Consider the following 21,702-nt stretch of genomic DNA (forward strand, 5'->3'; position numbering starts at 1 on the left):
AGTCGGGATGGACTTCGCGAGCATCCGCATCGTCACGGTGATGGCGGGGATGTCGGCTGGTGGCGGGGATGCATCCGCGTCCTACGCCGTCGTCCGGGTCGCCACCGTGACGGCGCGGATCTTCTGGCGCCAAGCACCCCGCGTCGAGGTGAAACGGGACCCCCTGGCGGTCGAGTTTCACCTCGACCCGCTGCGGAGCCCCCCGGTCGAGGTAGTCGGGGACCGTCCGACGGCAGCCGGATACCTCGACCGACGGATCCGATCTGCACTTGTTGCGAGTTCGGCCGCTCGACACGCTGCTGGAGGGCGCGTCGAGCGGTGGAACTAGCAATCAGTCGGGATGTGTCCGGTCGAGGTGAAAGGGGACCCTCTCGCGGTCGGGTTTCACCTCGACCCGTTGGGGCGTGCTGCGGGTCGAGGTGAAAGGGGACCCTCTCGCGGTCGGGTTTCACCTCGACCCGGGCCGGATGCGGCTGCCTCCGCCGGCCGGGATGGGGCGACCCCCGCCGGCCGGGGCCGACGGGGGTCGTGGTGCACGGGGGTCGCGGGTCAGTGGTCGCCGGCCATGAGGCGGCCGATCTCCGTCCGGTCCGCGTCCGCGGCGTCCATCTCGGCGACGACCGTGCCGCCGTGGACGACGGCGATCCGGTCCGAGAGGGAGAGGATCTCGTCGAGCTCGGCCGAGACGAGGAGCACCGCGGCCCCGGCGTCGCGGGCCTCGACGATCCGCCGGTGGATGAACTCGATCGAGCCGACGTCCACGCCGCGGGTGGGCTGCGCCGCCATGAGCAGCTTCGGCTCGAAGGACATCTCGCGCGCGACGACGACCTTCTGCTTGTTGCCGCCCGAGAGCGACCCGGCGCTCTGCCCGACCCCGCTGGAGCGGATGTCGAACTCCTCGCGCAGCTTCTCGGCGTTCTCGCGCACCGCGTCGAACTGGCGCACCCCGCCCTTGGCGTAGGGCGCCTGGTCGAACTCGTTGAGGACGAGGTTGTCGGCGATGGAGTACGACCCCACGATGCCGTGCTTCTCGCGGTCCTCGGGCACGTGGCCGATGCCGGCGTGGTGCGTCTGGTGCGGGTTGGCCTTCGTGAGGTCGAGCGAGCCGAGCGCCATCCGGCCGGAGACGACCTTGCGCATCCCGGCGAGGGCCTCGACGAGCTCGCGCTGGCCGTTGCCCTCGACGCCGGCGACGCCGACGATCTCGCCGGAGCGCACCGTCAGGCTGAAGCCGTTGACGGCGCCCAGCCCGCGGTCGTCGCGCACGTGGAGGTCCTCGACCTCGAGCACGGTCTCGCCGGGGGTGGCCTTCGCCTTGTCGATGGACAGGACGACCTCGCGGCCGACCATCATCGTCGCGAGGCCGCGGGCGTCGGTCTCCTTCGTCGCGACCTCGCCGACGACCTGGCCCTGGCGCAGGACGTAGACGCGGTCGGCGACGGCGAGCACCTCGCGCAGCTTGTGCGTGATGAAGACGATCGAGGTGCCGGAGTCGGCGAGCTCCTTCATGACGCCGAGCAGCTCGTCGGTCTCCTGCGGCGTGAGCACGGCGGTCGGCTCGTCGAGGATGAGGAGGTCGACCTTGCGCGAGAGCGCCTTGAGGATCTCGACGCGCTGCTGGGTGCCGACCGGCAGGTCCTCGACCGCGGAGTCGGGGTCGACCGCGAGGCCGTGCCGCTCCGAGAGCTCGCGCACGAGCCGGCGGGCCGCCTCGAGGTCGAGCACACCGCCGCCGCGGGTCGTCTCGTGGCCGAGCACCATGTTCTCGGCGACCGTCATGACGGGCACGAGCTGGAAGTGCTGGTGGACCATCCCGATGCCGCGCGCGATGGCGTCCTTCGGGTCCTTGATCGGCGTCGTGTCGCCCTTGACCGCGACCGTGCCGGTGTCCGGCGTGATGAGGCCGAAGATCTGGTTGACGAGCGTCGACTTGCCGGCGCCGTTCTCGCCGAGCAGCGCGACGATCTCGCCGCGGCGCACGCGCAGGCTGATGTCGCGGTTGGCCCGCACCGACCCGAACGACTTCGAGAGCCCCTCGATGTCGAGGAGGACCTCGCCGACGTTGCCCTCGCCGAAGCCGGACTGCTCCGGCGGCAGCGCGAGGATCTCCTCGTTGGTGACGATGGCGGCCAGGTGCTCGGTCGAGGTGTCGTGCCCGACCGGCTGCGGGGTGCCCTCGGTGGGCGTGGGGTCGCTCATCACTGGTCCTTCTTGACGTAGGGCTGCCCGGCCGCGGCCGGCCCGCGGACCCGGCCCGCGGCCAGCGCCAGGACGACGAGCGTCGCGACGTAGGGGAGGGTGCCGAGGATCTGCGGCGCGGTGATGGCGCCGACGATGCCGTGGAAGAACCCCGTGCCCTCGCCCTGGCCGAGGCCGGACTGCTGCAGCTGGCTGGCGATCGCGTTGACGAAGCCGAAGAACAGGGCCATGACGAAGGCCCGCAGCGGCCGCCACGCGCCCATGATCATGATCGCGAGGGCGAGGAAGCCGCGCCCGGCGGTGATGCCGCGCTCGAAGGAGCTCGAGGCGTCCATCGACAGGTAGACCCCGGCGAGGCCGGCGAGCGAGCCCGCGAGCGTGACGTTGACGATCCGCAGCCGCTCGACGTTGATGCCGGCGGTGTCGGCGGCCGACGGGTACTCGCCGACGGCGCGGGTGCGCAGGCCCCAGCGGGTGTGGAACAGCGCGAGGTGGACGACGACGACCGCGACGATGGCGACGAGCGCGATGGCGCTGCGGCCGGCGAAGAAGGTCTCGCCGATGAGCGGGATCTCCTTGAGGAGCGGGATGTCGACGTTGGGGATGACGCCCGGCAGGGTCTGGCCCGACTTGAGGTAGAAGGACGTGATGCCGGTGGCGATGATGTTGAGCACGACGCCGGCGATGATCTGGTCCATCCGCCAGCGCACGGTCGTCCACGCGAGGAACCCGCCGGCGATGAGGCCGGTGCCGATGCCCGCGAGGATCCCGACGATGATCGAGCCGCTGTAGGCGGCCCCGAAGAAGCCGGCGAACGCGGCGAGGAGCATCTGCCCCTCGATGCCGATGTTGACGACGCCGGAGCGCTCGCCGATGACGCCGACGAGGGCGGCGAGCACGAGCGGGATGGCGTAGCCCCACGCGGCGCCGAACATCGACGGCGCGATGTCGTTCTTCGCGTAGTAGAAGACGTACGAGGCGACGAGGACGGCGACGGCGATGGCCAGCGTCGTGCGGTTCTTCTGCACCCAGGCCATGGTCAGCTCCCCCAGCTCGTCGAGGCGACGCTCACCTTGGCGGCGCGGCTGCGGAAGAGCCACTTGCCGAGGACGGGGATCGACACCATGAGGAGGATGACGGCGAGCAGGACGTCGACGATCTCGGGCGTGATCCCGCTCGGGAGGTCGGGCGTCTGGGTCGCGAACTGCAGGCCGGCGGCGCCGGTGCGCAGGATGCCGACGAGGAAGGCCGCCGGGATCGTGGCGAGCGGGTTGGCCCGGGCGAGCAGGGCGATGGTGATGCCGTCGAAGCCGAGCGTGCCGACGATGGCCGGCTCGAAGCGGAAGAGGGTGCCCTCGGCCTCGAGCGCGCCGCCGAGACCGGCCAGGCCCGCGCCGAGCGCGAGCGAGAGGACGGTGATCGTCGAGATCGAGATGCCCGCGTAGCCGGCGGCGCTCTTGTTGGCGCCGACCGTGTTGAGCTTGAAGCCCAGGGTGGTGCGGGTGAGCATCCACCAGCAGGCGACCGCGAGGACGACGGCGACGAGGAACCCGATCGGGACGCCGCCGACGGCGCCGAGCTGGCTGGACTCGGGGATCGCCTCGGTCTGCGGGATGCCGCTGGTCTTCGAGGACTCGGCCTGGAGCGGGCCGACGACGAGCCAGAAGGTGACGCCCGCGACGATGTAGTTGAGCATGATGGTCGAGATGACCTCGTGCACCCCGCGCCAGGACTTGAGGACACCGACGAGGACGCCGACGAGGGCGCCGGTCGCGAGACCCGCGAGCATCCCGAGGAGTGCGCCGAGCCAGCCCGCGCCGCCCGCGGCGTAGGCGACCCACGCGCCGGCGATCGCGCCGGTGGCGAACTGCCCCTGGCCGCCGATGTTGAACAGGCCGACGCGCAGCGGGAGCACCACCGCGAGGCCGGTGAGGACGAGCGGCGCCGTCTTCTGGAGGGTGCGCGTGTACGCGTCGTTCTGGAACGCCTCCTTGAACAGCGTCGTGTACGCGTAGAAGGGGTCGACCCCCTGGTAGCGGATGAGCGCCGCGCCCACGAGGAGCGAGATGACGAGGGCGACGACGATGACGACGCCGCTCTGGTGGCTGACGAGGAACGCGAGAGCCCCGCCCCGGTCGCGCTGCTGCGGATCCTCGGCGGGCGGCGGCGGGGTGCTCTCCGCCGTGCGGGTGTCGGACATGGGTCTCCAATGACTCGGGGTGCCCACAGTCTGGCCCGAGGGCCCGGCGGGCGGAAGTGCGGGGGTGCCCGACGCTGCGGCGCGCTCTGGGCAGGTTCTGCCGAGGGCGGGCTCGGCGGCGGACGTGCCGAGGGGGCGGGCATCCGGGTCGGGATGCCCGCCCCCTCGGGCGGGTGGTCAGCGGGGCTGACCGGTGACCGCGTCGGTCAGAGGGTGACGCCGGTCTGCAGCGTGCCGGCCTCCATCTGCTTGACGATGTCGGCGACCTTGGTCTTGACGTCCTCGGGGATGGTGGCGTCGAAGTCGTGGAACGACGACAGGCCCGCCTGGCCGAGGGTCTGGATACCGGAGAACTCGCCGTCCTTGGCCGTCTTGATGGTGTCGGTGACGCCCTTGGAGATGAGCTTCTCGGCCGAGGTGATGAGGCACGGCTGCGCGGCCGGGACGGTGTCCCACTGGTCGGTGTCGACACCGATGCAGAACTTGTCGGTACCCGCACCGGAGGCCTTCGCGACCTCCTGGAGGGCGCCGTTGCCGGTGTTGCCGCCGGCGCCGAAGATGATGTCCGCGTTCTGCGCGAGCATCTTGCGGGCCTCGCCGCCGCCCCATACCGGGTCGTTGAACGCGTTGTCGCCGGCGGGGTGGTACACGGTGGTGACGGAGACCGAGGGGTTGGCGGCCTTGGCGCCCGCCTCGAAGCCCTTGGCGTACTTCTGGACCGGCGGGATCTCGAGGCCGAGGACCTGGCCGAGCTTGTTGGTCTTGGTCATGAGGCCCGCGAGGTAGCCCGCGCCGTAGCCGGCCTGGTCCTCGGGGAAGACGAGCCCGGTGAGATTCTTCTCGGTCGTGCCCTCGGGGTAGCCCTGGTCGACACCGATGAACTTGGTGTCGGGGGAGGCCTTGGCCGCGGCAACCGTGGCGTCGGTCATGAGGAAGCCCACCGTGACGACGACGTCGTACTTCTTGTTGGTGAACTGCGACATGTTCGCCGCGTAGTCCTTGGCGTCCTGGGTCTCGATGTACTTGTAGAAGCCCTGGGTCTCGGCCTGGGCGGCCTTCGCGCCCTCGTGCGCCGACTGGTTGAACGACTTGTCGTCGACCTTGCCGGTGTCGGTGACCAGGCCGATGCAGAACACGTCGGCGCTCGCGCAGTTCGAGTCGTCGGTCGGGGCGCCGGCCGCGGCCGAGCCGGAGGCCGAGCTGCCGGACCCGGAGGTGCCGGTGCTGCCGCCACAGCCCGCGAGGGCCAGGGCGAGCGCCGCGGGGACCGCGACGAGGTAACGCGAAGACTTCATGGAGGATCTCCTCGGGAGGGCTGTTCAGACGAGCAGATGCTACGGCCAGAAACGCCTCCCGCCGCACGACGCCGGGCTTCGTTGCGGGGTCGTTACCAGAGGGACCCCGACCTCACCACCCGGGCGCGGCCGACCACCCGGCGTCGACGGTGACGGTGGTGCCGGTGATGCCGGAGGCGGCTCCCGAGGCGAGGAACGCGATCGTCGAGGCGACCTCGGCGGGGGTCACGGGCCGCCCGAGCGCCGACGCCGCACCCCACCGGGCGACGCCCTCGGGCCAGGCGTCGGCGAGGCCCTCGCGCTCGACGAGGCCCGGGGCGACGCCGACGACGCGCACCCCGCGCGGCCCCAGCTCGTGCGCCGCGGCCCCGACGAGGTGGTGCAGCGCGGCCTTGGCGACGGCGTAGGGGGTGTGCGTCGGCATCGCCCGCAGGCCCTCGATCGAGCCGACGGCGACGACCGCCCCGCCGTCGGGCATCCGGGCGGCGGCCTGCCGCAGGAGGACGGCGGTGGGACGCAGGCCGGCGCGGTGGTAGGCGTCCCAGGCGGCGGCGTCGAGGTCGTCCCAGGCGACGTGGTGCTGCGGGAAGGCGTTGAGGACGACGACGTCCGGGACGCCGAGACCGTCCGCGCAGCGCTCGAGCAGGTCGGCGCAGGTGGCGTCGAGCGCGTCGGCGGCCTCGACGTCGAGGTCGGCGTGCAGGGCCAGCGCCCGCCGGCCCGAGCCCTCGACCTCGTCGAGCACCCGCTGCGCGCCGTCCGCGTCACCCCGGTAGTGCACCGCGACGTCGTGGCCGGCGGCCGCCAGGGCGACGGCCACGGCCGCGCCGAGACCACCGCTCGCGCCGGTGACGAGCGCGGTCACCGCATCCGTCCGACCGGCTGCTCGCGGGTCAGGGTGCGGATCTCCTCGCCGAAGCGGGGGTACTGCGCGACGAGGTCGTCGCGCCGGCCGAGCTCGAAGTGCTCGGGCCGGAACGCCGGGGCGCACCAGCACGAGAGGAGGGTCCACCAGCCGAGGGTCGTCGCGCCCATCCAGGTGCCCCGGCGCACGAGGACCTGCGAGTGCTCGCCGCCGACGTAGTTGAGGACGCCGGAGCCGCCCGGGCGCAGCCGCAGGAGGGCGGCGGGCGCACCGCCGAGCCACTGCCAGCCCTCGTCGACGGCGAGGCGGTGCATCGCCGAGAAGCCGTCGGGCCGGTTGGTGAGCAGCACGGTGATCGCGTTGAGGCCCTGGGTCCGGGGCCCGGCGACGTACCAGGCGCCCTCCTCGGGGATCGGGACCATGCCGAGCCGCTCGACGACCTCCTCGGCGCTCTCGTCCGGCGGGTCGACCTGGGGGATGCCCGGCACCGCGCTCACGACGCCTCGGCCGCCGCCCGGGCGGTGGCGCCCACCTCGCGGGCGCGGGCGAGCAGCGCCGGGGTGTCGACCCGGGTGCTGCGCCCGTCGCGGACGACGACCTCGCCGTCGACGACGACGTCGGTCACGTCGGCGCGGCCGGCGGCGAAGACGAGGAGCGCATGGACGTCGTGGACGGGCGTCAGGTGCGGCTTCTCGAGGTCGAGCAGGACCAGGTCGGCCCGCTTGCCGACCTCGACCGAGCCGAGGACGTCGCCGAGGCCGAGGGCCCGCGCCCCCTCGACGGTCGCCGCGCGGAGCACCTCGTGGGCGCTCGCGACGTCGGGCCGGCCGCTCGTCAGGCGCGCCAGCAGCGCCGCCTGGCGCATCGCCTGCCACATGTCGAGGTCGTTCGAGCTCGAGCAGCCGTCGGTGCCGATGCCGAGGCGGACCCCGCTCGCGCGCACCGTCTCCCACGGCAGCGCGCCGCTCGCCAGCTTCTGGTTCGAGCCGGCGCAGTGGGCGACGGCGGCGCCCGCGGCCGCCAGGCGCTCGCGGTCGGTGGCGGAGAGGTGCACGCCGTGGCCGACGACGAGCGGCAGGTCGCCCTCGAGCCAGCCGGCGCCGTCGAGGACCTCGGTCGGGGTCGCGCCGTAGCGGGCCGCGACGTCGTCGTTCTCGGCCGCGTTCTCGGAGACGTGGGTCGTCAGCAGCGCGGGCCCCTCGCCACGCACCTCGCGCAGCGTCGCGACGACCTCGGCCAGGTCCTCGGGGGAGCAGGTGTACGTCGCGTGCGGCATCGCCGAGACGGGCACCGCCGGGCCGCCGAGCGCCGCCATCGCCTCGGGCCAGGCGCGCATCAGGGCGATGCGCTCCTCCCACGCGAGGCCGTCGGGGCCGGGCCCTGCCATGAACACCGGCCCGATGACGTGCCGGCTGCCCGCGGCCACCGCGCCGCGGTGCGCCGCCTCGTGGTGGAAGTACATGTCGAGCTGGGTCGTGCAGCCGCCGAGCAGCGACTCGAGCGCCCCGAGGGTGGCGCCGAGCTCGACGGTCGGCGGGTCCATCACCGCACCCTCGGCCGCCCACACCCGGGTGAGGAATCCCTGGAGGTCGACGTCCTCGGCGAGCCCGCGCAGGAGGGTCATCGGCAGGTGGGTGTGGAGGTTGACCAGGCCGGGCAGCAGCAGCCGGCCGCGGGCGTCGAGGACCTCGTCGCCGTCGACCGGGCCGTCGGCCGCGGGCCGCACCTCGGTGATCGTGCCGTCCTCGACGACGACGGTCGTGTCGCGCAGGACGGTGTCGGCCTCGTCGACCGTGACGACGTACGCGGCGCCGTCGATGACCAGCCGGCTCATCCGGCGTCCTCCTCGGGGTCGGTGGTGGTGGCGCGGGTGCGGACGAGCTCGTCGAGCACCGCGAGGACGGCGTCGCGGCTGCGGGCCAGCACGGCGTCGATCTCGTCCATCGTGATGGGCTCGGCGGCGTCGCCGACCCCGGTCGCGGGGTTGACGACGAGCGAGACCGCGGCGTAGCGCAGCCCGGCCTCGCGGGCGAGGGTGACCTCGGGGACCCCGGTCATCCCGGCGACGTCGCCGCCGGCGAGGCGGGCCAGCCGGATCTCCGCGGCGGTCTCGAAGCGCGGCCCCTCGAACGCGGCGTAGACCCCGCCGTCGCGCATCGGCCGGCCGACGGCGGCGGCCGCGTCGAGCAGCTCGCGGCGCAGCGCCGGGTGGTAGGGCGCCGAGACGTCGACGTGGACCACGCCCTCGGGGCCGGAGCCGTCGAAGAAGGTGAGCGGGCGCTGCTTGGTCAGGTCGAGGAAGTCGTCGAGGCAGACGAGGTCGCCGGGCGCCAGGGCCGGGTCGATCGAGCCGGTGACGTTGACCGCGACGACGTCCTGAACGCCGAGGTCGGCGAGCGCGCGGATGTTCGCGCGGTAGTTGACGAGGTGCGGCGGCACCGAGTGACCGGGGCCGTGCCGGGTGAGGAAGAGCACCGGCAGGCCGTGCCAGCGGCCGCGGGTGACGCGGGCCGGGCCCCACCGGGTGTCGACCGTCTCGTCGGTGCGGTGCTCCAGGGCCTCGAGGTCGTAGAAGCCGGTCCCGGCGACGACGGCGAGGGGCGGGCGGCTCATGCTCCCGAACGCTACCGCCCGGTCACCGACCGGGGCGACGCGAGCGGGGGAGCCGGTGGCAGGATGCCGCTCCATGGGTGAGGTGGCGCTGGCGGCGACCGGTCCGGTGTCGCTCGCGGCGGGCCGGGCCCTGGCCGACGCGGGCGGCAACGCCGTCGACGTCGCCGTCGCCGCGGCGCTCGCCGCGATGGCCACGGAGCCCGGCATCGTCTCGCTCGGCGGCGGTGCCTTCGTGTCGGTCTGGGCGCCGGGCGCCGAGCCGGTGCTCGTCGACGGCACCGTCGAGATGCCGGGGCGCGGCCTGCCCCACGAGGCGTTCGGCGGCGGTGTGCGCGAGGTGTACACGGAGTACGGGGGCGGCGTGACGATGTTCGCCGGTCACGGGTCGGTCGCGACCCCCGGCGCCGCCGCCGCGTGCGAGGACGTCGTGACCCGCTTCGGACGGGCGGGCTGGTCCGACGTCGTCGCCCCGGCCGCCGCCGCCTGCCGCGACGGCTACCCGATGGGCGGTGCGGCCGCGCGCTACCTCGGCTTCGTCGCGGGCAGTCTCTTCGGCCGGGACCCCGAGGCCCACGGTGTCGTGACCCGCCCGGACGGCACCCCGCTGCGGGCCGGTGACGTCACGACCAACGGCCTGCTCGCCGACGTCCTCGAGCTCGTCGGCCGCGACGGCGCCCGCGTGCTCACGACCGGCGAGGTCGGCCGGGCGATGGTGGCCGACATGGCCGCGCACGGCGGGCTCGTCACGGCCGACGACCTGGCCGCCTACCGGGTGCTCGAGCGCGAGCCGGTGCGCCGCACGGTCGGCGACTGGGACCTCGCCGCGAACCCGCCTCCCTCCGTGGGCGGCCCGATGCTCGCGGTGATGCTCGGCGAGCTCGCCCGCCGTGGCTCCTACGACTGGGACGACGTGCTGGCGGTGCAGCTCGCGGTACTGCGCTACCGGCTCGAGGTGCACGACGTCTCGCCGGACCTCGACGCGGCGGGCCACGCCCTGCTCTCCTCGGTCGACCGGCACGGCCTCGCCGGCCTGCCGACGTCGGCCTCGACGGCGCACGTCTCGGCGGTCGACGCCGACGGGCTCGCCTGTGCCGTCACGGTGTCCGCCGGCTACGGCGCGGGTGTCACGGTGCCGGGCACCGGGATGCTCCTCAACAACGCGCTCGGGGAGCCCGAGCTGAACCGGCTGGGCCTGCACGCGCTCGCGCCGGGCACCCGCCTCGCGTCGAACATGGCACCGACGACCGGTCGCACGGCGGACGGCCGGGTCATCGCCGTCGGCTCGCCGGGCGCCGACCGCATCACGACCGCGCTCATGCAGGTGCTCGGGCAGGGCTGCCTCCACGGCGCGGACCTGACGACCGCCATCGAGGCGCCGCGCCTCCACGTGCGCTTCGACGCGGGCGGACGGCCGGTCGTCGAGCACGAGTCGGACCCGGCCATCAGCGCGGCGATCCACCGGGCCGGGCTGGCCGCCACCGACCACGGCGCACGCTCGATGTACTTCGGTGGCGTCGGCGCCGCCTACCGCCACGAGGACGGTGTCCTCAGCGCCGCGGGCGACCCGCGGCGCGAGGCCGCGGTGGCGGTGCTCGGCACCTCCTGACCTGACGCCCTCGGGTGGCCTCGTGGCCCGAAGGTCAGCAGTTGGCAAAGAACGCAACGGGTTCCGCGCCGCCTATTCCCCTGCGGACGGATCCGTGGTTGCCTGTCGCCACCGTTGTTCAGACGCAGGCAGAGTGCGTCGCGGGGAAGAACAGGACACCGATGAGACATCCCCTCACCCACAGGTCGGGGCGCGTCGCGCTCGCCGGCCTGGCCGCCGCGGCCCTGACCACGGGCTCGTTCGGAGCGGCAGGCGCCGTCGCGAAGGGGCCCGGCGACCCGGGCGCCCTCCGGGAGAAGGCCCCCCAGGCCACTCTCCAGAAGACCGAGGTCAAGGAGACGCCCTCGGCGTCCACGACCGAGAAGAAGCTCGGCCAGCACGACGTGCAGCTGCTCGAGAAGGCCCAGTCGGCCGGCACCAAGCGGGTCACGCTGATCCTCGCCGTCGACAAGGGCACGACCAAGCAGGTCGCCGCCTCCATCCGCGCGCAGGGCGGGTTCGTCGGCATGACCAACGACAAGGTCGGCTACGTGCGGGCGAGCGTGCCCACCAAGGCCGTTCCCGGTGTCGCGGCCCTGGCCAAGGTCCGCGCCGTCGACCTCGACGAGTCGGTCAAGCTCCCCGCCCCGGGGACCGAGGGCAAGGCCGGCGCCGCCAAGGCGGTCGCCGCGCCCGGGAAGTCCACGCCGGACGCCAACCCGTACATGCCGACCCGCGAGACGGGCTCGACGACGTTCAAGAAGGCCAACCCGAAGTGGGACGGCCGCGGGGTGACCATCGGTGTCCTCGACTCGGGTGTCGACCTCGACCACCCGGCCCTGGCCACGACCTCCACCGGCGAGCGCAAGATCGTCGACTGGGTGACGGCCACCGACCCGATCTTCGACGACGACGCCACCTGGCGCCCGATGCTCACCGAGGTCGAGGCCGACCCGACCTTCGAGGCGAGCGAGCAGACCTGGACGGCCCCCAAGAGCGGGACCTTCCTCTACAACCGCTTCTCGGAGTCCATCACCGCGGCGAGCGAGCCCGGCGGCGACGTCAACCGCGACGGCGACACCACCGACCGGTTCGGGATCCTCTACGACGCCGACACCCACGACATCTGGGTCGACGCCAACCAGGACAACGTCTTCTCGGACGACGAGCTGATGCGCCCGTACAACGAGAAGTACGACGTGGGCCACTTCGGCACCGACGACCCCGACACGGACATCGTCGAGAGCATGCCGTTCGTCGTCGAGTACCGCGAGGACGTCGACCTCAGCCCCTACGGCGGTCCCTACGTCGGCCAGAAGGCCGACTACGTCAACATCGGCATCGTCGAGGACGCCCACGGCTCGCACGTCGCGGGCATCGCGGCCGGCCACAGCCTCTTCGGCGGCGCGATGGACGGCCAGGCGCCCGGCGCCAAGGTCGTCTCCTCGCGGGCCTGCACCTGGGGTGGCGGCTGCACCAACGCGGCGCTGACCGACGGCATGGTCGACCTCGTCGCCAACCGCGGCGTCGACGTCGTCAACATGTCGATCGGTGGCCTCCCGGCCCTCAACGACGGCGCGAACGCGCGGGCCGAGCTCTACAACCGGCTCATCGACGTCTACGGCGTCCAGCTGTTCATCTCGGCCGGCAACTCCGGCGCGGGCATCAACACGGTCGGTGACCCCTCGGTCGCGACCGACGTCGTGAGCGTCGCCTCCTCGGTCTCCAAGGAGACCTGGCTCGCGAACTACGGCTCGGAGGTCTCGAGCAAGCTCGCGCTGCACAACTACTCCTCGCGCGGTCCGCGTGAGGACGGTGGCTTCAAGCCGAACATCATGGCCCCGGGCTCGGCGATCTCGACCGTGCCGCAGTGGCTCAAGCAGCCCGACCTCGCCGAGGCCGGCTACGAGCTGCCCGTCGGGTACGCGATGTTCAACGGCACCTCGATGGCCTCCCCGCAGGCCGCCGGCGCCGCCGCGCTCCTGCTCTCGGCCGGCTTCCAGACCAAGACGCCGATCACGCCGAAGCAGCTGCGCGAGTCGATGTACACGAGCGCCGACTACCAGAAGTCGCTCGAGGCGGTCGGCCAGGGCACCGGTCAGGCCGACGTCCCCGGCGCCTGGGCGCTGCTCAAGGCCAAGCCGACCGTCCGTGGTGAGTACTCCACCTCGGCCGCGGTCTGCACGGCCCTCGCGGACTTCCTCGTCACCCCGAAGCGCGGCACCGGTCTGTACCTCGACTGCCCCGCGACCAAGGGCGGCCTGTCGGTCAACAAGGCCAAGACCTACACGGTCAAGGTCACCCGCTCCACGGGCTCGGGCAAGGCGATCAAGCACAACGTCCGGATCATCGGCAACGACGGCACCTTCTCGGCGCAGTCGAGCGTGTCGATCAACCGCGGCACCGAGGCACGCATCCCGGTGACGATGAAGGCCCGCACGACCGGCCTGCACTCGGCGATCCTCGAGATCGACGACCCGACGACCAAGCTCGTCGACCACCGGATCATGCTCGCCGTCGTCGCGTCGCAGGACGTCGCCAAGCCGTCGTACTCGACGGTCACGCGGGGCTCGGTGCAGCGCAACCTCTTCAAGCGCGTGTTCGTCACGGTCCCCGAGGGCGCCAAGGCGTTCCAGGTCAACCTGTCGGGCATCGCCACGAAGAGCCAGGTCCGCTGGATCGCGTTCAACCCGTACGGCGTCCCGGTCGACAGCACCTCGACGCCGAACTGCTACACGAACTACAGCGACCCGTCGGTCTGCAAGCCGCAGTCCCGGGCCTACGCCAACCCGATCCCGGGCGTGTGGGAGCTGCTCGTCGAGTCGCGGCGCACCTCGCCGTTCCTCGACAACCCGTTCGTGCTGACCGCGGCCGTCCAGGGCCTCACGGTCGACCCGGAGACCCAGACCGTCGACGCCCCCGTCGGTGAGTCGACCCCGGTCTCCTGGACCGTGAAGAACGACTTCGGTCCGGTCACGGTCACCCCGCGCGGCGGTTCGCTCGGCTCGGCCCACGCCGAGCGCGCGACCATCGCCGAGGGCGACACCGCGTCGTACGAGGTCGTCGTGCCCCAGGGTGCGACCCGCCTCGACGCGGCGATCGGGAACACCTCGGACCTCAGCGCCGACCTGGACCTCACGGTCTTCGACGCCGACGGCAACCAGGTGGCCCAGTCGGCCGACGGTGACTCGGAGGAGGCGGTCTCGATCGCCAACCCGGCGCCCGGCACCTACACCGTCGAGATCGACGGCTACGCGGTCCCGGCGGGCACGACGCAGTTCGACTACCGCGACGTGTTCTTCAGCCCGGCCCTCGGCACGCTCGACGTGCCGTCCGGCTCGGTCACCCTCGCGGGTGGGGCCACGGTCACGGTCAACGGGGCCATCTCGCCCGACGCCGCGGCCGGCAACGGTCGCCAGCTGTTCGGTGAGATGAACCTGCTCTCCCCGGAGGGTGCGGTTCTCGGGACGGGCTCGGTGCTCGTCTCGGCTCCGGCGCAGAGCTGACGCACGCGTCGCACGGAGGGCCCCGCGGGTACGTCCCGCGGGGCCCTTCCGCGTGCGGGGGGCGCGCGGACCGCCGGGCGCGCCGGCCCGGTTCCCGTGCGAGAGTGCCGGGGTGAGCGCGACGCCTGAGGACACCTCCCCGTCCCAGCACCGCGAGGTGCTGCGGCTGGCGGTCCCCGCGTTCCTCGCCCTCGTCGCCGAGCCCCTCTTCCTCCTCGTCGACTCCGCGATCGTCGGCCGGCTGGGCGTCGAGCCCCTGGCCGGGCTCGGGGTCGCGAGCGCCGTCCTCCTCACGGCCGCCAACGTGTTCGTCTTCCTCGCCTACGGGACGACGAGCGTCGTCGCGCGCCGGCTCGGGGCGGGCTCCCGCGAGGGCGCGGTGTCGGCCGGGCTCGACGGCACCTGGCTCGCGGTCGGGCTCGGCGTCCCGACCGCCCTGCTCGTCGCGCTCTTCGCGCGGGACCTGTCGGGGGCCTTCGGTGCCTCGGCGCGGGTCGTCGACGAGGCGAGCACGTACCTCGCCGTGTCGGCCGTCGGGCTCCCCGCGATGCTCGTCGTCCTCGCGACGACCGGCGTGCTGCGCGGCCTGCAGGACACCCGCACCCCGCTCGTCGTCGCCGTCGGCGGCTTCGGTGCCAACGCCCTGCTCAACGTCTGGTTCGTCCACGGGCTCGGCTGGGGCATCGCCGGGTCTGCCTGGGGCACCGTCATCGCCCAGTGGGGGATGGCCCTCGCGCTCGGCGCCGTGCTCGTCCGCGAGGCGCGCCGGACGCGGCTGCCGCTGCGGGCGCACCCCGGCCGGGTGCTCGCGGCCGCCCGGGGCGGGGTGCCGCTCCTCGTCCGCACGCTGGCCCTGCGCGCGGTGCTGCTCCTCACGACGTGGGTCGGCGCCGGCTTCGGTGACGTGCCCCTGGCCGCGTACCAGGTGACCGCGACGCTGTGGTCCTTCCTCGTCTTCGCCCTCGACGCCCTGGCGATCGCCGCGCAGGCCATCACCGGGCGCACCCTCGGGGCGGGCGACCTCGCGCGCACCCGGGTCGCGACCCGGCTCATGGTGCGCTGGGGCGTCCTCGGCGGCGTCGTGCTCGGGCTGCTCGTCCTCGCCGTCCGACCGTGGGTCGGCGCCTGGTTCACGCCGGACCCCGCGGTCCAGGCGGCCGTCGCCGCGGGGCTGACCGTCGTCGCGCTCCAGCAGCCGCTCTCGGGCTTCGTCTTCGTCGTCGACGGCGTGCTCATCGGCGCGGGCGACGGGCGCTGGCTCGCCGTCGCCATGGTCGGCACCCTCGCGGCCTACGTCCCGGTGGCGCTCGGCGTGCGCGCGGCGGGCGACTGGCTCCTCGAGGGCGGCAGCGTCCTCGGGCAGGAGCACGCGCTCATCTGGCTGTGGCTGGCGTTCACGGCGTTCATGGCCGTGCGCGGCACGCTGCTCTGGCTGCGCGTGCGCACCGACCGGTGGATGGTCACCGGCGCGGCCCGCTGACGCTCGTCCGCTGCCTGCGAACCTGTGTGAACACGCCGGGGAAGTCCGGCGAGTCCACACACGTTCGCGGCGGGGGAGTGGTGCAGCTCAGGCGAGCCCGAGCGCGCGCGCCTCCTCCCACAGCTCCTCGCGCACGTCGGGGTGGGCGGCGTCGCGGATGATGTGGCGGCACTGCCCGCGCTGGTCGTAGCCGAAGAGCTCGGCAGCGCCCTGCTCGGTGACGACGGCCGTCTGCTGCACGCTCGTCACCGGCTCGTCGAGGAGGGGGACGACGGTGGAGCAGTTCGCCTTCGGGTGCCACGAGCGCAGCGCGATGAACGACTGCCCGCCCGGCGAGTGCAGCGCCCCGACGACGAAGTCGGTCTGCCCGCCGAAGCCGGAGTGGATGCGGGCGTCGATGCGCGAGGCGTTGGCCTGCCCGAAGAGGTCGACCTCGAGCGCGGAGTTGACCGAGGTCATCCGGCGCTGCCGGGCGATGAGCCCGGGGTCGTTCGTCGTCTCGGTCCGGGTCATCCGCACCCGCGGGTTGCCGTCGACCCAGTCGTAGAGGTCCTGCGAGCCGAAGAGGAACGAGGTCGTCAGCGGGTGCTCCGCGTCGAGCGCGCCGGCCCGGTCGAGGGCGACGACGCCGTCGGAGAACATCTCGGTCCAGACCCGCAGGCCGCGGCGCCCGGTCAGCGCCCCGATCGTCGCGTCCGGGATGCCGCCGATGCCCGCCTGGATGGTGGCGCCGTCGGGGACGCGGGCGGCGATGCGCTCGCCGATCAGCTGGCTGTCGTCGTCCGGCACGAGCGGCTGGTGCGTCGGCAGCGCGGAGGAGACCTCGACGGCGAGGTCGACCGACTCGGTCGCGAGCAGCGCGTCGCCACCGGTGTAGGGCATCCGGTCGTTGACGACGGCCACTACGAGGCCGGAGCGGGCGCGGCAGGCGTCGATGGCCGCCGGGAGCACGTTGACCTCGATGCCGAGCGAGAGCATCCCGTCGCGCGGCGGGGCGCAGTGGACGATGACGACGTCCGGCGCGAGCGGCCCGCCGTAGAGCACCGGCACGAGCGAGAGGCGGCTCGGGACGTAGGAGAGGTTCGAGTGCCGGCGCATGCCCCCGCCGACGAAGCACGTCTCGGCGGTGACGCCCGGCCGGTCCGGGATGCCCGGCGGCGCGTTGAGGGCGTGGAGGACGTACTCCTCCCGGCCCTCGTCGAGGACCCGGACGGCCTCCCAGGGCACCGCGACGTTGCCGGAGACGACGACGCGGGGGACGCCCGGGAGGGCGGCGAGGTGGCGGCCGAGCTGGTCGAGGGTGACTGTCCGCACGACTCCCATCATGGCCCCCGCGGCGGTCGCGCACACGGCAGGTGAGGCTCTCCTGACCCCTTCCGGCCACGCGGTGTCCCGCCTAGCGTGGAGGGCATGTGCCGCAACATCCGCCAGCTCCACAACTTCGAGCCCCCCGCCACCTCCGACGAGGTGCGCGCCGCCGCGCTCCAGTACGTCCGCAAGGTCAGCGGGTCGACGAAGCCGTCGCAGGCCAACGCCGAGGCCTTCGCGCGGGCCGTCGACGAGGTCGCGCACGCCACCGCGCACCTCCTCGACGCCCTCGTGACGCAGGCCCCGCCCAAGGACCGCGAGGTCGAGGCCGCGCGGGCCCGCGCCCGGTCGGCGGAGCGCTACGGCCGCACCGGCTGAGCGCCGGGTCGGGGCGTGGCGGGCGAACCCGCCTGATGCAGGTGCCTCATCCCTCCTGTGGACCGTGACACGCCCGAAACTTTCTGCCGTGCACATCCGGTGGACGGCGAACGTGCAGGTCAGCAGGGTGCTGGACGGGTGCTGGGAGCCTCGTCCACAGGGTTGTCCACCGACGGTGCACAACTCCGACCGGCGTTTTCCCCACCCGGTCCACAGGTTGTCCCCAGCCGGTCGGCGGTGGGGTCCGCTCCGGCTTGGTGGTCGGTGGGGGCAGGTCCTACGGTGACTCGGACGTCCCGGTGTCGGTGCCTTCTGGTGGGGTGGTGACCACGCCGACGGACGTCGCAGAGGCGGCCCGGTCGGGGTCGCCGGAGTCGGTCCCGGAAAGGGGAGCACGGGTGAGCATCGCGGAGCTGAGCGAGGCCTTCTCGGCTCCCACCGAGCGCCCGGACGAGCGCGTCCCCCCGCAGGACCTCCACGCCGAGCAGTCCGTCCTCGGGTCGATGCTCCTCGACAAGGACGCGATCGCGGACTGCCTCGAGGAGGTCAAGGGCCACGACTTCTACCGGCCGGCCCACGAGGCGATCTTCGACGCGGTCCTCGACCTCTTCGGCCGCGGCGAGCCGGCCGACGCCATCACCGTCGCCGACGAGCTCTCCAAGCGCGGCGACCTGACCCGCGTCGGCGGGCAGGCCTACCTCCACCAGCTGATCCAGTCGGTGCCGACCGCGGCCAACGCCGGCTACTACGCCGAGATCGTCCACGAGCGGGCGGTGCTGCGCCGGCTCGTCGAGGCCGGGACGCGCATCGTCCAGATGGGGTACGCGCAGGGCGAGGGCGACATCGACGACATCGTCAACCGCGCCCAGGCCGAGGTCTACTCGGTCGCCGAGAAGCGCGGCGGCGAGGACTACCACGCGCTCGGCGAGCTGCTCAACGAGACGATGGAGGAGATCGAGGCCGCCTCCGGGCGCACCGACGACCTCATCGGCGTCCCGACCGGCTTCCTCGAGCTCGACGCGCTGACCCACGGCCTGCACCCCGGCCAGATGATCGTCGTCGCGGCCCGCCCGGCCGTCGGCAAGTCCACGCTCGGCATCGACATCGTCCGTGCGGCCGCGATCAAGCACGGCATGGCCGCGGCGGTGTTCTCCCTCGAGATGAGCCGCACCGAGATCACGATGCGCATCCTCTCGGCCGAGGCGACCATCCAGCTCCAGGACCTGCGCCGCGGCCTGAAGAACCAGGAGCAGTGGACCAAGCTCGCCCGCATCATGGGCAAGATCTCGGACGCCCCGCTGTTCATCGACGACAGCCCGAACATGTCGCTCATGGAGATCCGGGCCAAGGCGCGCAGGCTCAAGCAGCAGCACAACCTCAAGCTCATCGTCATCGACTACCTCCAGCTGATGACGAGCGGCAAGAAGGTCGAGTCGCGCCAGCAGGAGGTGGCGGAGTTCTCGCGAGCGCTCAAGCTGCTCGCCAAGGAGCTCGAGGTGCCGGTCATCGCGGTCAGCCAGCTCAACCGTGGCCCCGAGCAGCGCACCGACAAGCGCCCGCAGATGTCGGACCTGCGTGAGTCGGGCTCGATCGAGCAGGACGCCGACCTCGTCATCCTCCTGCACCGCGACCGCTCCGACCCCGAGCGCGAGGGCGAGGCCGACGTCATCGTCGCCAAGCACCGCAACGGGCCGACCGCCGACCTCGTCCTGGCCTTCCAGGGTCACTACTCCCGCTTCAACAACATGGCGCGCGACGGCGGCTTCTGACCCGACTTGTTGCGAGTTCCGCCGCTCGACGCGCCGTCGATGCCGCGTGTCGGCGGCACAACTCGCAATCAGAGGGGTGCTGAGCCCCGGGTGGCCGGGTGGTCGGCTCGGTCGAGTCCGCGGGGCCTCGCGAGCCGACTTCTTGCGCATCTGCCACCTGTGGGGGCCGGTTCCGGGGGTCGAGAGGTGGCGGATGGGCAATCGGTCGCTGCGGAGCCGACTTCTTGTTGCGAGTTCCGCCGCTCGACGCACCGTCGGTGCCGCGTGTCGGCGGCACAACTCGCAATCAGTGGGGTGCTGAGCCTCGGGTGGTCGGCGGCGCAACTCGCAATCAGTGGGGTGGGTGTGCCGGGCGGGCGGCGTCGGTCGGGTGGTGGGGGCGCTCGGCGTGGGACAGTGGGCGGCATGTCCCTGCGTCACGTCGACCGCGCCGTGGCCGGGTACGCGGCCGCCCGCCCGCAGCTGGTGCCCGCGACCGAGCAGTTCGTCGCCGACGTCGCCGCGACGATCGACGAGGCCGGCATCAACTACCTCAGCGTCACCGGGCGCACGAAGTCGGTCGCCTCGTTCGCGGCCAAGGCGCGCGGCGTGCTCGTGGACGACTCGGCCGCCGACCCGCTCGTCGCCGTGACCGACCAGGTCGGCGTGCGCGTCATCACCTACGTCCAGCGCGACATCGACGCCGTCGCCGACCTCCTCGCCGAGCACTTCACCGTCCTCGACGACCGCGACCTCGGCGTCGAGACCGCCGCTGCGGGCCGCTTCGGGTACGCGAGCCGCCACCTGCTCGTCACGCGCTCGACCGCGCCGGGCGCCGCGTACGAGCCCCTGCTGTGCGCCTCGGTCCAGCTGCGGACCGTGCTACAGCACGCGTGGGCCGAGTTCGAGCACGACATCCGCTACAAGGGGACGGTCCCGCCGGAGCAGGTGCCCGACCTCGACCGCCGCTTCACCCTCGCCGCCGGCCTGCTCGAGCTGGCCGACCGAGAGTTCCAGACCATCCGCGACCGCCTCCAGGCGGGCTTCGGCACGAGCGGGGTCGACGCCGGCGACGAGCTCGACCCCCGGATCAGCCCCCAGGAGCTCGCGACCTTCCTCGCCGGCCGGTACTCCAGCGCCGGCTGGTCGCGCACCGACCACTACGAGTGGATCGCCGGCCTCCTCCTGGAGCTGGGCATCGCCTCGCTCGACGAGCTGAGCGAGACCCTGCGCGCCATCGACAGCGCCGCGGTGACGGCGGCGATGGACTACCGCTACCCGCCGGGTGCCGTCCGACGGCTCGACGACGACCTCCTCGCGCGCTTCGGCGAGCGCTACCTCGCCCTGCACGGCAACGCCCACCGGCACGACTCCCTCGCCGCGCGGGCGGCCCGCCTCACCGCGTGATGCGCTGCACCGTGCCGTCGGTGCGGCTGGCGACCCAGAGGGTCCGCGAGCCGGGCTCCACGGCCACGGTGTTCGGCTGCTGCACCGTGGGGTAGCGCGCGACCTCGCGTGGGCTCGACCCCGTGACGTCGACGCCGACGACCTCGTTGCGCGCGGTCAGCGTCACCCAGACGAGCCCGCCGCGCTCGTCGGCGGCGAGGCCGTACGGGCTCCCGGCGAGCGCCAGCGACCCGACGGGGCGCAGCGGGGTCACCGAGAACAGCAGCAGCGCGTCGCCGCGGGTGTCGGCGACCGCCAGCAGCCCCGGCCGCGCGAGGATGCCGTGCGTCGGGCCCTCGCCGGCGGGCACGCGGGCGACCCGGGTCATCGCGTCGAGGTCGTAGCTCGTGACCGACCAGTCGGCGACGTCGACGGCCAGCGCCGTGCGGCCGTCGGCGACGACCCCGCCGGGCTGGCGCATGTCGTCGAAGGTGTGGACGACCCGGCCGTCACGGACGACGCTCATTGACCCGCTGAACTCGTCGCCGACGAGGAGGTCGCCGCCCTCGGCCCCGGTGGCGTCGTGGGGGACGTGACCGACCGGGGTCGTCCGGGTGCGGCCGGTCGCGGTGTCGACCTCGACGAGCTCGTCGGCGGCCTCGTTGGCCACGAGCACCGTCCCGCCCCCGGCGGTGAGGCCCAGGTGGCGCACGGTGCCCGGGACGGTCACGGTGCGCCGGACGGCGAGCGTGGCGGGGTCGAGCAGCACCAGCCGGTCGGGCCTGCGGACCCCGACGGCGAGCAGGCCGCTCGCGGGGTCGAGGACGATGCCCTCGGGCGAGTAGCCGACGGGCACGACCCGGCCGGCCGGCTCGACCGTCGGGGTGGGGGCGAGGGCCGGCTCGGCCCCGGCGCCGCCGCGCGCGTGGTGGTCCGCGGTGGGCTTTGGCTCGTCCCCGCCCGAGCAGCCGGCGACGAGGACCGCGACACCGGCGAGGCCCGTGGTCAGGGCGAGGCGGCGGCCGACGGCGCGGGAGGGGCTCACCGGCTCGAGTCTGCCCCAGCCGCGCCCGCGGTCGGCCCGGGGGACCCGGCTGGCCGCGGTCGCGTGCACCCTCGCCGGGCCGCGTCGGCCGGCG

Annotated in this window: 16 protein-coding genes; 6 read left to right on the plus strand and 10 right to left on the minus strand. The window is 73.4% G+C overall.

Annotated features, from left to right (window positions below):
- Positions 1-549: 549 nt before the first annotated feature.
- The 8 genes from HL663_RS04405 to HL663_RS04440 all read right to left on the minus strand — a co-directional run bounded on the left by HL663_RS04405 (position 550) and on the right by HL663_RS04440 (position 9,172).
- Entirely contained in the window at positions 550-2,199 is a 1,650-nt protein-coding gene (locus HL663_RS04405) for an ABC transporter ATP-binding protein (RefSeq protein WP_173027230.1), read from the minus strand.
- A complete protein-coding gene (locus HL663_RS04410) occupies positions 2,199-3,236 on the minus strand; it encodes an ABC transporter permease (RefSeq protein ID WP_173027231.1) in 1,038 nt (345 codons plus the stop codon). The genes HL663_RS04405 and HL663_RS04410 overlap by 1 nt, the downstream gene beginning before the upstream one ends.
- A 2-nt stretch (positions 3,237-3,238) precedes the next feature.
- Entirely contained in the window at positions 3,239-4,399 is a 1,161-nt protein-coding gene (locus HL663_RS04415) for an ABC transporter permease (RefSeq protein WP_173027232.1), read from the minus strand.
- A gap of 206 nt (positions 4,400-4,605) precedes the next feature.
- Positions 4,606-5,694: a BMP family ABC transporter substrate-binding protein gene (locus tag HL663_RS04420; RefSeq protein ID WP_173027233.1), complete on the minus strand. Its 1,089-nt coding sequence runs from the start codon at positions 5,692-5,694 to the stop codon at positions 4,606-4,608.
- Between the two features lie 112 nt (positions 5,695-5,806).
- Complete coding sequence (locus tag HL663_RS04425) at positions 5,807-6,559, minus strand: SDR family NAD(P)-dependent oxidoreductase (protein WP_173027234.1); 753 nt, start codon at positions 6,557-6,559, stop codon at positions 5,807-5,809.
- Positions 6,556-7,056 (minus strand): cupin domain-containing protein, encoded by a 501-nt coding sequence (locus HL663_RS04430; protein WP_286175927.1) that lies wholly within the window; start codon positions 7,054-7,056, stop codon positions 6,556-6,558. The genes HL663_RS04425 and HL663_RS04430 overlap by 4 nt, the downstream gene beginning before the upstream one ends.
- Positions 7,053-8,393 carry an amidohydrolase family protein gene (locus HL663_RS04435; RefSeq protein WP_173027235.1) on the minus strand — a complete coding sequence of 447 codons (1,341 nt, stop codon included), beginning with the start codon at positions 8,391-8,393 and terminating at the stop codon, positions 7,053-7,055. The genes HL663_RS04430 and HL663_RS04435 overlap by 4 nt, the downstream gene beginning before the upstream one ends.
- A complete protein-coding gene (locus tag HL663_RS04440; protein ID WP_173027236.1) occupies positions 8,390-9,172 on the minus strand; it encodes an S-methyl-5'-thioinosine phosphorylase in 783 nt (260 codons plus the stop codon). Before HL663_RS04440 ends, HL663_RS04435 begins: the two co-directional genes overlap by 4 nt.
- Before the next feature lie 73 nt (positions 9,173-9,245).
- Between HL663_RS04440 and HL663_RS04445 the strand changes: the two genes are divergently transcribed.
- The 3 genes from HL663_RS04445 (at position 9,246) to HL663_RS04455 (ending at position 15,743) form a co-directional block, all read left to right on the plus strand.
- Complete coding sequence (locus tag HL663_RS04445; RefSeq protein ID WP_173027237.1) at positions 9,246-10,778, plus strand: gamma-glutamyltransferase; 1,533 nt, start codon at positions 9,246-9,248, stop codon at positions 10,776-10,778.
- 161 nt (positions 10,779-10,939) lie between these two features.
- A complete protein-coding gene (locus tag HL663_RS04450; protein WP_173027238.1) occupies positions 10,940-14,263 on the plus strand; it encodes a S8 family serine peptidase in 3,324 nt (1,107 codons plus the stop codon).
- Positions 14,264-14,375: 112 nt separating this feature from the next.
- Positions 14,376-15,743, plus strand: coding sequence for an MATE family efflux transporter (locus HL663_RS04455; protein ID WP_286175928.1), 1,368 nt, complete (start codon positions 14,376-14,378; stop codon positions 15,741-15,743).
- Positions 15,744-15,830: 87 nt separating this feature from the next.
- On the opposite strand, the gene HL663_RS04460 is transcribed toward HL663_RS04455, so the two are convergent.
- Positions 15,831-17,057: an acetyl-CoA hydrolase/transferase family protein gene (locus HL663_RS04460; protein WP_173027239.1), complete on the minus strand. Its 1,227-nt coding sequence runs from the start codon at positions 17,055-17,057 to the stop codon at positions 15,831-15,833.
- Between the two features lie 96 nt (positions 17,058-17,153).
- Between HL663_RS04460 and HL663_RS04465 the strand changes: the two genes are divergently transcribed.
- The 3 genes from HL663_RS04465 to HL663_RS04475 all read left to right on the plus strand — a co-directional run bounded on the left by HL663_RS04465 (position 17,154) and on the right by HL663_RS04475 (position 20,584).
- Positions 17,154-17,429 (plus strand): DUF2277 domain-containing protein, encoded by a 276-nt coding sequence (locus HL663_RS04465; RefSeq protein WP_173027240.1) that lies wholly within the window; start codon positions 17,154-17,156, stop codon positions 17,427-17,429.
- Between the two features lie 398 nt (positions 17,430-17,827).
- Entirely contained in the window at positions 17,828-19,198 is a 1,371-nt protein-coding gene (gene dnaB / locus HL663_RS04470; RefSeq protein ID WP_173027241.1) for a replicative DNA helicase, read from the plus strand.
- A 405-nt stretch (positions 19,199-19,603) separates the two neighbouring features.
- Positions 19,604-20,584 carry a GTP pyrophosphokinase gene (locus HL663_RS04475; RefSeq protein WP_286175930.1) on the plus strand — a complete coding sequence of 327 codons (981 nt, stop codon included), beginning with the start codon at positions 19,604-19,606 and terminating at the stop codon, positions 20,582-20,584.
- Here HL663_RS04475 and HL663_RS04480 read toward each other — a convergent pair.
- The gene (locus tag HL663_RS04480) at positions 20,574-21,608 is read right to left on the minus strand and encodes a YncE family protein (protein ID WP_173027243.1); all 1,035 of its coding nucleotides are present in this window, start codon (positions 21,606-21,608) and stop codon (positions 20,574-20,576) included. The genes HL663_RS04475 and HL663_RS04480 overlap by 11 nt on opposite strands.
- Positions 21,609-21,702 lie beyond the last annotated feature (94 nt).

It is taken from the genome of Arthrobacter sp. NEB 688 (assembly GCF_013201035.1).
In the GTDB taxonomy this organism is placed as follows: domain Bacteria; phylum Actinomycetota; class Actinomycetes; order Actinomycetales; family Dermatophilaceae; genus Phycicoccus.

Bases quoted from the DNA above. Each gene is read 5' to 3' on its own strand.
- HL663_RS04405 (WP_173027230.1), bottom strand. From the start codon at position 2,199: ATGAGCGACCCCACGCCCACCGAGGGCACCCCGCAGCCGGTCGGGCAC.
- HL663_RS04435 (WP_173027235.1), bottom strand. From the start codon at position 8,393: ATGAGCCGGCTGGTCATCGACGGCGCCGCGTACGTCGTCACGGTCGAC.
- HL663_RS04440 (WP_173027236.1), bottom strand. From the start codon at position 9,172: ATGAGCCGCCCGCCCCTCGCCGTCGTCGCCGGGACCGGCTTCTACGAC.
- HL663_RS04420 (WP_173027233.1), bottom strand. From the start codon at position 5,694: ATGAAGTCTTCGCGTTACCTCGTCGCGGTCCCCGCGGCGCTCGCCCTG.
- HL663_RS04415 (WP_173027232.1), bottom strand. From the start codon at position 4,399: ATGTCCGACACCCGCACGGCGGAGAGCACCCCGCCGCCGCCCGCCGAG.
- HL663_RS04445 (WP_173027237.1), top strand. From the start codon at position 9,246: ATGGGTGAGGTGGCGCTGGCGGCGACCGGTCCGGTGTCGCTCGCGGCG.
- HL663_RS04465 (WP_173027240.1), top strand. From the start codon at position 17,154: ATGTGCCGCAACATCCGCCAGCTCCACAACTTCGAGCCCCCCGCCACC.
- HL663_RS04475 (WP_286175930.1), top strand. From the start codon at position 19,604: ATGTCCCTGCGTCACGTCGACCGCGCCGTGGCCGGGTACGCGGCCGCC.
- HL663_RS04410 (WP_173027231.1), bottom strand. From the start codon at position 3,236: ATGGCCTGGGTGCAGAAGAACCGCACGACGCTGGCCATCGCCGTCGCC.
- HL663_RS04450 (WP_173027238.1), top strand. From the start codon at position 10,940: ATGAGACATCCCCTCACCCACAGGTCGGGGCGCGTCGCGCTCGCCGGC.